This window comes from Sunxiuqinia elliptica (genome assembly GCF_900113005.1).
Taxonomy (GTDB): domain Bacteria; phylum Bacteroidota; class Bacteroidia; order Bacteroidales; family Prolixibacteraceae; genus Sunxiuqinia; species Sunxiuqinia elliptica.
On sequence record NZ_FONW01000001.1, the window covers coordinates 111,899 to 124,340 of the forward strand.

Below are 12,442 nucleotides of genomic sequence, written 5' to 3' on the forward strand. Positions count from 1 at the left end.
CAGCCTCCCAACAGGAACAGCTAAACTCATTTACCAATAGCATCCTCCTTCAACGACATCTGCATTGGCTGGTTTTTCCTCACTCCCGGGGCTAACCCAATGTTGATTTACGAGCCCTGCATAGTCATACACATCATGATAGCCTTGTTCCCACCTTTTTCCTCTTATGCCAAATAAAAGCTGCAGGCTTCCTCCAATATGAAAACTTTTCTTCCCCAGTCGTTTAACATGAGCAGCCAATGGAAAACCGTAGGCTCCTGCCCCAATTATACAAACATCAAAATCTGTCTCATCTATCTTTCGCTTCATATAATTTAATGCCTCAAACCAATCAGAGAATGGTGTCTTTGTCCCCGCAATACTTTGCACTGCCCGAATCGTTAAAAGCTCAAACTCAGGTAAAAGTTCGTTTTCAAAAAGCAACTCCCTCTTTTTATATTGTTTCTGAATTGTTTCTGTAAAAGGATGTATAACTAAGACTTTCTTTCCTGCCAGCGCCTTCGTCCATGGAATTTGACTCCAGTATGGATCCAACGTCAACAATTGCACCCTAACAGCATCTTTTAATTCTCTTTTAAAATAATGCTCACCCGGCAGCCATGAACCAAGAACATCAACCAAAGGCATATCCTCCATCATTAGATGGCAAAACTTCTCAAGAGAATCAGTCTCTACAGGAAAGAAACCTGCCCCTTCATGCATTTTGCTTATAATGTTTTGATTCCACCACCAAGCAGGAGATTCATTCTTTATAAATGAAAGGTATCTGTTTCTATGCTCGCTTATTCCAAGCCAATTGACCAAAGTTGCCAACTCGTTAGCACCAAACCTTGCAATCATGCATGGACTATCATCCAACAGTTTCTGCTGAATGATTTCAGCTACCTCATCTGGATCGTTCAAACTTTCTGGTCGACTCAACTTACGACTCCATGGGGTATAAGCATAAACTTTTTGAAGAGCAGTAAGGCCAACGATCATAATACTATTCATAATGAATTGTTTGGACAAAAAAAGGGGAATAGACTATTTAATTGCATTTACTAAAAAATGGTGAGCTGCTTTGCGTTTTTCGGCAAGGATACTATTCACTGCTTCCCAATCAATTTGTTCTGAAACAATCTTTTCATAATTCTCTTCTTTGGAATAAATCATCCGGTCTAATAAACCAAAATCATTTAATACAGATGAAAAACGTGCTATTCCTCTCTCTTTATTTGCAATTACCAAAAAAGGTTTGTTAAAAAGAATTGAGAAAACGCATCCATGAAATGAATCTGTAACTACAAATTTTGCATCATGAAACCCTTTAAGCCATTCTGAAACTCGAGGTTTTACTTTTCGATTAGAATCGATAGAATAGGTTGAAAAACCCAGTTTCTGCGAAACATTAGAAACAATTTCATCTTTCTCTGCTGAAACATCTAAAGTATATACAAAACACTCATTCGAATTATCTGGCAAGTCATCTTTCTCGATCATTTTACTGTAATCATCCACCGACAATAACATTACCGGATCAATCACATGCTCAGCTCTTAATCCCCAATATTTCTCACACAAATCAACTCCCGACCGCTCACGAACTGAGATTGCCTGAAATTTCTCCACTTCTCTTCGTATCTCTTTTGTTTCAGTGTCATCATATTGCCACTCATCGATACCGAAAGAAGCCGCATAAGCAACTCGATTTGTATTGGGACCAACAAAATCCAGAAAGTAGTTCATTTTCAGATCTCCATAAATACACGCTTTCCTCCAAACCTGATCACTTCCAACGATTACCGTAGAAAACTGATAATCCTTCAATCTTTTCAAATCAGACAAAGTTCGGATCCGATGCGAGCGCGGAGCAACATATTCTTTGAAAAAACTTGAGGTGTAACGCCCTTTAACCCGCTTTTTTTTTGTTCTTCCGATCATAAACTTAATAAGATCTTTTGCAATCTGTGTCAGTTTGTTTTTTTCCGGAAAGTCCCGATAAATATGATAAGTATTATACCCACAACCTTTCAAGTAATGGATTAAAGCATAGGCCTGAAGAATTCCGCCATAGTTACTATTAAAAGGAAGGGTAAGAATTCCTATTTTAGGATTTTTCATCTGATTACTTTTAATTCGATACAACTTGCTTTTCTCTCTTTATAAACTTTTGAAGCAATTTACCTCCTACACCGATAAGTAGCTCTCTTTCTTTTGAGTTTATTGATATAAACCAAAATGACAAAGCAAAAAGAAGGCTTGTTGAAGTCACCACTAAAATCAAGCGGATGAAACTACTCGGTAAAATCGATAAAACGAGATATCCTCCTCCCATTGTGATCCCAAACAAGTAGAAACAAGGCAACAGTACATTGAAGATATATTCCCGAACGGACAACCCATAGTTCTTATTAGCGAAGTAAACGACAATAACGACCCCCATAATACTCCAACAGAATATCCAAGCTATGTACATAAAATAGGGAGGGAAACCCAAGGAAAAGAATAAAATTGCCAAGGGAAGTGGTAAGAAATAAGAGATGCTTCTGACGATAGAGAAATTTTTAACTCTACCCTCGGCTCCAATTCCACTCTGGAGCACAACCATAAGTTGATTTATGAGATTACGAACTAACTCTAATCGACAGAATAAGATTGCCCATTCCGGCACCTCCTTCAACCATGCTCCCAAAATATAAGGCATCTCCAAAATACTTGGAATAGCAAAAAAAGCAAGCAGGAAAAAGGAGAATTTCGACCCCGTCATAGTTATGTTGATCATTTCTCGTCTTCTCTTTCCCCCTTCACTCTTTACCAAAACAGGGTTTAGTGCCTTCAACATCGTATTCGAAAATGCCATAAGCTGACCCGCTATCTGGTTAGCGATACCTTGAGCAGCATTTACGATAACTCCGAAGAATGAATTCAAAACAATAGACATTCCCTGCATTGTAATAATACTAGAAGCACTATTCAATAAGCTCCAACCAGCAAAACTGGTCATCTCTTTAAACAAGCTTTTATCGTAATAGCGTTTTGGCTTTATCTCTACTTCATCATACTTTCTATGACAATATACTCGAAGGATTAACAACAGAAAAATCGCTAAGCCAGCCATTAAAAAACCATAGCTGGCTAACTTATCTTGGTTTGTATAAGTTACATAAAAGGCTATCCCCAACTTCGCAAAAGCTTCAATAATACCGAGAATCGCCACAAAAAGCATGTTCTCATGAGCATTGACAACCGCATCATAAGGTACTGAAATCACTTTGACAAAGGTGCTTATGACCAAAAAATGATAAATAAGCTTGGCCTCATCCATCCTAGTCTGATCTATATTTAAGACCCCTTCAAATAGGAAATACCCCAAAACTTCCAATAAAATGATGAGGATAAAACCTATAATCAAGTGAATGAGAATACTTACATTGAATATCTTCTTCTGCTTATCCTTATCTTCTTCACCCTGGGCATAGGACATAAACCGCTGTGTTGCAGAAGCCATTGCACTGTTTAAAAAGGCAAGCATCGCAATAGAGCCTCCTACAACATTAAAAATACCATAATCTTCGGCACCCAAGGCAGCTAAAACCAGTCGGGTTGCATAGAGCGAGATAAAAACAGTTATAGCCATCCTGGCATACAGAATGCCGGTATTAACTGCTACTCGTTTGGCAGGTTGCATAATATCTTTTAAATAAATTGGAAGTTAAAGTCAGGGTGTTACAAACGATTAGTTGTAATGACTTTGAGACGAGAAGTTTTAACAGAAAAATCCACTTAACTTCTTGCGGAACCGCAAATAGCAATTCGAAATAGCCTCACTAAACCAATACTGTAACAACACCAATACAAAAAAACGCCTAACAGTCTATAGCTTCGCTTCGTGCCTCCCAATTATCACTAATTAGTAGCCTACCTATTTATATAGTTAAGATTTGAATCGTCTGCTAAGCATGCTACACACATCGTTACTTATAAGTAATAAATGCATACAGCTTCGCTACCTGACTCCCAATTTAGACTTGTTGTCTTCATGGCATTCCAGTAGCTTTTTTGTACTTCCAAATATCCTTTGAGATGTGTTATAAAACAATGGGTAATTTCACGTAAATACAAACCGCATCTTCTAAAAGGCCTGTAAATACTGATCAAATAACAATAGAATACATAAAGAGAAAAGCTTTGACAAAGTCATCCCCCGACTAAAAAAAGATAAAAAAGTATGGATCAGGATGTTGAAATTAAAGTTGTACTCCCAGTAATGAGGGTTATTACCCATTCAATGTCTTATGAGGTCATCAGAGAACGAACTTCATCTAAGTTATAAGCAGGAGTAGCTCCCGATTTTGAGGCGACAAAAGCACCTGTCGCGCAAGCAAAGGCTAAAGCCGTAGGATAGTTCTCTCCATCCAATAAGGCAGACACCAAACCCGCAAGAAAAGCATCTCCGGCACCTACTGTATCTACCGTTTCCACACGATAGCCCGGATGCTGATAGCAATCCCCTTCAGCCCACAGGGTCGCACCATCCGCTCCTTTAGTTACACAAATCAGCTGTGTACCATAGCGCTGTGCCAACCAAGTCAAAAGTTCTTCTTCTTTTAAATGATGTTGATCAAACCAATTGGCAAACACCTTCAACTCATCGTCATTCAGCTTGATAATATCGGCCTTCCGTAGTAAAGGTTCTACAAGCTCTTTTCGATCATACGGCTTCCGAAGGTTTACATCAATTAACTTTAAGATATCAGGTTGCAGTAAACTCATCAGCGTATTACGAGTTGTTTCATTGCGCGAAGCTAAAGAACCAAAAATCAGAAGTCCAGCTTGATTCGCTGTTTTCTCTAATAGGCTTGTCCTTTCAATATTATCCCAAGCTACCGGCTCACAAATTTCATAGCTTGCATTATTCTTTTCATCCAGATGCACTAGCACCTCACTTGTTGGAAGTTCATCATCCAGTTGGATTAACTCACAACTCAAGCCACTTTGTTTCAAAAAGGTCTTTAACTCCTCTCCTGGCTGGTCAGCACCTACACGACTTGCAATTACGGCATCCTTTCCAATTGCATTTAAATGCAAAGCGACATTCATCGGAGCACCTCCCGGCTTTGCTCCTGAAGGTAATCGGTCCCAGAGAACTTCACCAAAACAGAGATTTTTTTTACTTCTGACTTTCACGGCTTTCGTTTTGAGTTTCTCAAATATAGCTATCCTCCCCTGAATTACTCAATCTCTGCTCCTGTTATATAGGATCATCGATTCAACCACTGCTATAGGCTTTCTTCCGGTTTTAAATAGAAAAACGGGAATACCCTTCTATGAATGTTGGTATTCCCGCTTCCAATAAAGGCTCAAGCAGAGTAATGATTAATCGAGTCCTTCAAATTCTTCTTGCTGACGTTCAATCTCTTTTAGCTTCAACTGATTCAACTCACGCTGGGTTTCTTCTAACTTTTGTTTTAATTCTTTCACTTCAGCTGGTTCAACATCATTGGAACTTGTTCGGGTTGTTTGCCCAACTTTTGCTGCCGGCTGCTCATTATAGATAAACGACATATTCGCAGGAATGCTTTCGATAACCAACTCACCTTTTTCGAGACGATTAATACCTCCAAATGCAGGTTTTGCAACAATGGTTATTTTCCCCGGAGTAGTGGTTGAGCGAATCAATGCAGGAGCTGTCCCCCATTCAACCCGGCGCGGATTGGCGCCAATAGTCGCATCACCAACCAAGCTGCCTTCCCCACTAACTTCAAAATAGATCTCATCTTCACATAAACGCTTGACATTACCTCGATCGTCCTCAACAAAAGCAACGACGGAGAGCAGGTCAGATCCATCAGCTTGCAAAGGCGCACCAGCATGATCAACCTTTAATACAATACGTGTTTTTCGACGGGCTGGCATACGGGTGCTGGTTGTTACCACCTTTCCATCTATAACTCCTTCGGCGACAACGGTTGCTTGATCAAACTTTCGAGCCCGATGTAATTTCTTTTCTTCCATGAAATCGAAAGCATCCTCAAAAACGACAATTGGATGTTTAATACCCGGTTCATCATTTCCAGCCTTTTGCGTTCCAACTTCTTTCCCAAATACCGTTAGCCGAACCTCGTCACAGTTGGTATAAACAGTAATGTCTTTACTTGAAAAAGGCGAAAGCTCATTCGCAATATAAACCATTGGCCCATTGGCTACATTGGGAACTTCCAGTTGCGGCTCACGCTGGCTGCGGAACATGTACCAAGCGTATTTGGGCTGCCGGAACGCATCCATGATACCGCCCCAAAAAGGATCGGGATGGTAGCCCCGCTGGTGGTCGAACGAGTGCCACATGGTGCCGCCAACATGCTGTCGAGGTGTTTTATACAACCGGTCAATACATGAAAACGGATAATCGGGTTTGGCATAGTGATTGGCTTGGATCAACTGAGGTGCTTCGCCCCAACTAAGCGGCATCCGGCTAGTTGAGTTGTGTGATGACCAGTCATCCACATTATCGCCCCATTCGCGGGTAAACACCGACTGCTCCATTTCATATTCATCACGAGGGTGAGCAAAAACGACATCGAATATTTCGGTTGTTTCGGGATGTGATGGCGACAAATCAGCTGCCGTATAAGCTCCCTGATAAGGAAATTCCTCGTGTACAATGTTATGAACTGTTTGCGCAAATTCTTTGGGATAATGTGTTTCGTTCAGGATTGGCTCCCAAAGCATAACACTTGGATGGTTACGGTCACGACGGATCATATTGCGGATATCGCTGTAAACACGTTCGCTAAAGATTGGCTTTTTGTTGTAAAACTGCCAACCAGGAGTCGCTACAATAACCAGCATGCCTAACTCATCACAAGCATCCATAAAAGCAGGATCCTGAGGATAATGAGCAGAGCGAATCACCCGAAATCCGGCTTCACGTAATTTTTGAACATCGCGCCAGTGCATGTTATTTGAGATGGCATTCCCCACATAAGCAAAATCCTGATGCCGATTGCCTCCAATCAACTTATCTTCAAAAGGTTTATTATTAATATACAGGCCATCTCTTCCCCGAAATTCAATTTTTCGAATACCAATACGAGTTCGGACTGCATCAATCGCACCTGAAGAACGCCCCAAAACACGAGAATCCAGCTGATATAAATTTGGATGATCGGGATGCCAAAGCTGCGGATTGTCAACAATAATTTTCTGCTTAACCGTTCGGCTTTCACCGGCTTTCATTGTCAGGCTGCTTTGGGTTTTACCAACAGCTTTATCCGCTTCATCTCGTATAACCGATTCCAGTTTTACGGTTTGCTTCCGCCCCGACTCATTCAAAACATGCGTTTCAACAACGACTGCTACCTGCTTTTCAGAAAGATTTTCGTAATGCACAAAAACACCGCCTCCAGCTACCACATCCGAAAAATTAGGATTGGTAATGTGAACAGGATTTGTTTCAACCAGCCAAACATCCCGATAGATACCCCCAAAGTAGGCGAAATCCATTGTTTCCTGTGGCTTTCCTGGCGGATAGTCCGGGTCGTCACTGTTGTCGGCCATAACAGCAATAACATTATCTTTTCCAAACTCAATATAATCTGTTACATCCACAATGGATGGCAAGAAACCGCCAAAATGAGACTTAACAAACTTACCGTTTATCCAAACTTTTGACTTGCCCATAATGGCTTCAAAATGGACAAATAACTTCTTACCGGCCTGCTCATCAGTTAGTCGAAACTGCTTCCGGTACCAGGCTACTCCCTGGTAATTTATTCCACCGCTTGCCTCTTCAGGCAACAGCTCCAAACCATGTGGAACACTGACCAGCTCCCATGATGAATCATCAAAGTCCGCTTGCCAAGCATTTTCCATATCGCCTTTGAAAAATCGCCAACCAACATTGAAATTATATACGGTTCGCCCTTCACTTCCAGCTTTATAAAAACCTGCGTGCGAATAGTCTCTGGAACGAACCTCGATTGACTCTCCCGGCCATTGAGCCGAAACTCCAACTGAAACAATGGATAACACACATAAGGTGACCCATTTCAAAAACCATCTCCTCTGCTTCATTCTTTAAATTACTATTTTATCACCTGACAGTTAATAATCAATAAAGTCAGGTCTATGTTTAACTTTAATAAAAAAACAAGTCGACTTTGGCTGTCCATTTTCGATTATCCATTTGCCGTTAATCTTACTTTCATTGGAACAACAACTATTTAAACAATGATTTTAACTCCATCAAGTCAAGTTGTTGTGTCGGGTTAAATTTATCACTAATCAAGTATTCAATTATTGAATTTCTCAATTGCCCTGCTTCTGGTCGTTCAGCGAGTTTTGTTTCAATATCCATGCTACAAACCATCAATTTTCCTTTTCCAACTTTACATTCAAACAGCGTTGCCAATTTATGATTTCGTCCATAATGATCAATCACACGAATAATGGGTTGTACATTAGTGCCCAGTGTATCCAAAATAATGGAATTCGACATTTCCTGCAAACTCCACCATTGCCAGTTGCTATGATATTCTGTGGGAAAATCCTCAAAAACAGGATGTTTTGGGTCACAAAGAATCCCCATAGTTGTATTACCTCCTCTAGGCTTTGTCCAGAACCAGGTCGGACTCCAAAAAACGGTTTTAGGATTTCCCTCAAGGCAATTGCTCAGGTTTTCTTTGGCAGACAACAACAAAACATTTTCACCTTTTTTAAGTGCATCTATTGCTTTTTCATCCAAGGTGTTCCGAACGACCAAACTTTGTGGCCAGACCTTTGCCTCGGCTTCAGGATAGCACCAAATATCCCAATTATTGAGGTATTCCGTACCTTCAACTTCGACAGATACAATAAGCTTGGCTGCCTTTTTTACAAACGATAAATCAACATTTATATCGCCCAAAGAAACACGTTCGCCTTGCGGAATATCCTGTAGTCCGAAATTTCCTTGTTTAAGAATTTCACCGGCTTCGTTGTGTATTGTCCAAACTGGCTTAGCCTGTTTTAAGGATGCTGGTCCGTAGTTCAGGATCTCAGCTTCGGCAACAAAATTTTCATTGGAAGCATAGGTTCTTTTCTCCATTCGTAACAAAGGAGTTACAGGACTGCAAAACTTACGAAATTCCTCCTTCGTAATTCCTCCTTTGTTAGCCCAAAATGCATCAAATAAACCAACATGTGCCGTTCCCTGACCCGGATAATCTTGCAAAGAAAGTAGTTGAAAGCCAGCATTACCTTCACTTCTCATTAAGACTTCGATCTCCTCTTTATATAGAATTGCAGAAAATTTTGCTGTTGCACTTGTAAATTGAGATGCCAGATCAAGCATTCCTTTTTCTTCTAAATCTCTTTTTATTGCTTCCAGGTTAACAGGCTTTAACACACCGGTATATTTGGGAATTTCATGAATATTTGGATAAACGGCATGTTGACCAACTTCGTGGGTAATAGAAGCAAATCTGTAGTTGCTGTAATATTCGCTGTGGTCTTCTGCGGTACCCGGTGTTTGAAATCCCCTTTGTCCTCCAACCCGGTATTCATCTACTTTTGAGCGGCTTACCTTATGATCCATTCCATGTCCGCCCGAAGTTGTGGAGTACAAATGACGGTTATCGTCTTCCTTAGCCTTTGCTATCATCGCTGCATTAATCCCTTCATCAGGACCTTGTTGACTTAACTCGTTGCCACTAGTCATGAACATAAAAGATGGATTATTTCCATAGGCTTTATTAATTCGCAATAATTCGTCCATAATGAATTTATCCCGTACCGTGTCATTATACACATTGGCACGAGGAGCTTCAGCCTGGATATACATCCCCAGAATATCTGCCGCTTCGAATGCTGCTTTAGGAGGACACCACGAATGTGTACGCATGTGGTTGAGTCCATAGCTTTTCATGGTTTTCAATACGTTCATCCAGCCACCAATTGTCATGGGTGGATAACCTGTTTCAGGGAAGATACAACACTCGAGGTTTCCACGCATATAGGTGCGTTTACCGTTAATGGTGAATGTGGTGTTCTCAACACCCAACTCGCGCATTCCGAATGATGTTGCCTCCACATCTTTGTATTTCCCAGCAGACAATTCCGCTTTCAAACGGTATAGAACGGGTGAGAATTCATCCCAAAGCTGAACATCATCTCCCATATGAACAAAGCCCTCAATAGTTGACACGCCACCGTCAACCTTAAAATTAAGGATTTGGCTCCCAGCCTTTATCCCATTTTCTTTTAGCTCAGTTCTTAGCTTAATTTTTCCTTCAACTGCCACACCAGTTTTGTTGTAGACCTTACAAGTTACTTTTGCCCGTTTATTCGCGACATCCGGATATACACGTATATCATCCATGTATACGGGATCTTTAACTTGTAATTCTATGCGACCAATAATTCCGTTCCAGTTGCTTTGCGTGTGTTCAGACACAGAAGAAGCAAACATTCCCAAGCTAAATGGATAGTTATTGTCTACACAAATGGTTAACGTATGTTTTCCGGGTTTCAGAAACGATGTAAGATCGTATTGCTGAGCCGTACTCAAACTATTTTCAGAACCTATGTATTGGTTGTTAACCCACACCTGCGTAATCCAGTGACAACGTTCCAGAAATAATACAAAATGTTTGTTACCCCAGTTTTTAGGAATTTCAATTTCTCGCTTATACCAAGCTTTCCCTACGTAATAGTGGGGGCGTATGAGCGCGTTATAAGGATCTTTGTATTGTTCTGGTTCTCCCAAGCCTGCCTCGTCTGTAGTTCCCGGAAGTTTTATCCTATGGCTTAACTCTTTTCCAAACCATTTTTCTGTTAGTCCTAAATCATTCGGGTCAAGCTGCACGTTCCACTCTCCCGACAAATCAACTAAAACATTTTCATTTTGGGGACTGCAGGCAAACAGGCATCCCAGAATACAAATAACTATCCAATAACTTACTTTTTTCATTGGCGCTAATTTTTAGCAGTTCGCTCCTTATACTTTTTTGCAGCCACATAATTCTGGACTTTACCTCCAAAAGGAAATCCTTCAGTATCGGTCCTGCTCTCTTTAAACAGTTTTTTTACCTGTTCAACAAGTTCCGGATGCTCACCTGCCAAGTTCTTTGTTTCAAATAGATCTTTTTCCAAATTATAGAGTTCAACAGGAGATTCAACGCCATACCTCACTCCTTTCCATTTACCAATACGTACAGCTTGCCTAAAACCACCATCTGGAAGTTTAGTTCCCCAACCATCAATTTGTAGTTCCCAATACAAATAACTGTGTTTTTGCTGGTTACCTCCTATCAACTCTGGTAAAAAAGATATTCCATCTGTTTGCTGAGGTGCCTCAATTCCCGCAATTGCCGCCAAGGTTGGCATAAAATCCTGAAAGGATCCCACATGTTCAGACACCGTACCTTGTTCAATTTTGTCTTTCCAATAAGCAATCATTGGTATACGGATTCCCCCTTCATACATGTCTCGCTTATAACCTTTCAATCCTCCACAGCTATCAAAAACACGGTGGTCATGGCCACCTTCCCGATGTCCTCCATTATCGCTGGTGAAGAAAACCACGGTATTATCCAGTTCGCCTGTCTCCTCCAATTTCTTTAATAGTCGTCCTATTTGTTTATCGAGTAAAGTAATACGTGCTGCATGTCGTCGCTCGGTTTCCGGCCAGCCCTGACCTGCATACAATTCCTTATTTCGGGTATAACGCTCATGCCCATGAGGAATGCGATATGACATGGTTATAAAAAAGGGCTTATTATCTTCTTTTTGATCAAGATAATCCAAGACAAAATTGGTACGAAACTCATCGATACAGTCGTATTCTTCCTGATCGTAACGAATGGAATCATGATCTATGTTGATCCAATGGACTAGTTCATCATAATTTTTCCCGCCAAATCTGGAGGGCCATTGTTCTTGTATAGCATAATCAAATCCCCGGTTCATCGCCCAGGTTGATTCGTCATTCGGATCATCCAAATGCCACTTGCCAATAAAAGCGGTTTGATAACCGGCTCCTTGCATCATTTCTCCGAGGGTTAGCTCATCCTTTTTTAATGCCACCCTTTTCCAAACATTGTTAGGGTAAATTCCGCTGTTGCCCCGGATACTCGCATGCCCCGCATGTTTCCCGGTCATTAGTACCGCACGGGAAGGAGAGCATACGGAAGACCCCGCATAAAAACTGGTAAATCGTACTCCTTGTTGAGCCAAACTATCCAGTACCGGGGTTTTTATTTGTTGCTGCCCATAACTTCCCAGTTCTCCATAGCCCATATCATCAGCTAAAAGAAAAAGGATATTGGGCTTTTTATCTGGAACTTCCTGCTGTGCTTCACACGATAATACCAAAGGAGCTATACACAGCATTAAATTCAAACTTGAAAAATTCATTTTACTCATTGATTTTAGGTTTTCAATACCACATGGATCACATCCAGAAATATGCAAGGAGTATTGT

The 12,442-nt window shown here is 40.8% G+C and carries 7 protein-coding genes; all 7 read right to left on the minus strand.

Annotated features, from left to right (window positions below; translation table 11 throughout):
- Window positions 1–30: 30 nt before the first annotated feature.
- The gene (locus BM156_RS00445) at window positions 31–993 is read right to left on the minus strand and encodes a hypothetical protein (RefSeq protein ID WP_093917851.1); all 963 of its coding nucleotides are present in this window, start codon (window positions 991–993) and stop codon (window positions 31–33) included.
- Between the two features lie 33 nt (window positions 994–1,026).
- Window positions 1,027–2,103: a polysaccharide pyruvyl transferase family protein gene (locus BM156_RS00450; RefSeq protein ID WP_093917852.1), complete on the minus strand. Its 1,077-nt coding sequence runs from the start codon at window positions 2,101–2,103 to the stop codon at window positions 1,027–1,029.
- A gap of 10 nt (window positions 2,104–2,113) precedes the next feature.
- On the minus strand, window positions 2,114–3,670 hold the full coding sequence (locus BM156_RS00455; protein ID WP_093917853.1) for an MATE family efflux transporter: 1,557 nt from the start codon (window positions 3,668–3,670) through the stop codon (window positions 2,114–2,116).
- Window positions 3,671–4,275: 605 nt separating this feature from the next.
- Window positions 4,276–5,169, minus strand: coding sequence for a carbohydrate kinase family protein (locus BM156_RS00460; RefSeq protein ID WP_093917854.1), 894 nt, complete (start codon window positions 5,167–5,169; stop codon window positions 4,276–4,278).
- A 189-nt stretch (window positions 5,170–5,358) separates the two neighbouring features.
- A complete protein-coding gene (locus BM156_RS00465; protein WP_093917855.1) occupies window positions 5,359–8,055 on the minus strand; it encodes a glycoside hydrolase family 2 TIM barrel-domain containing protein in 2,697 nt (898 codons plus the stop codon).
- Window positions 8,056–8,200: 145 nt separating this feature from the next.
- Window positions 8,201–10,930: a sugar-binding domain-containing protein gene (locus BM156_RS00470; RefSeq protein WP_093917856.1), complete on the minus strand. Its 2,730-nt coding sequence runs from the start codon at window positions 10,928–10,930 to the stop codon at window positions 8,201–8,203.
- A gap of 5 nt (window positions 10,931–10,935) precedes the next feature.
- A complete protein-coding gene (locus tag BM156_RS00475) occupies window positions 10,936–12,384 on the minus strand; it encodes an arylsulfatase (protein WP_212733378.1) in 1,449 nt (482 codons plus the stop codon).
- Between the last annotated feature and the right edge of the window lie 58 nt (window positions 12,385–12,442).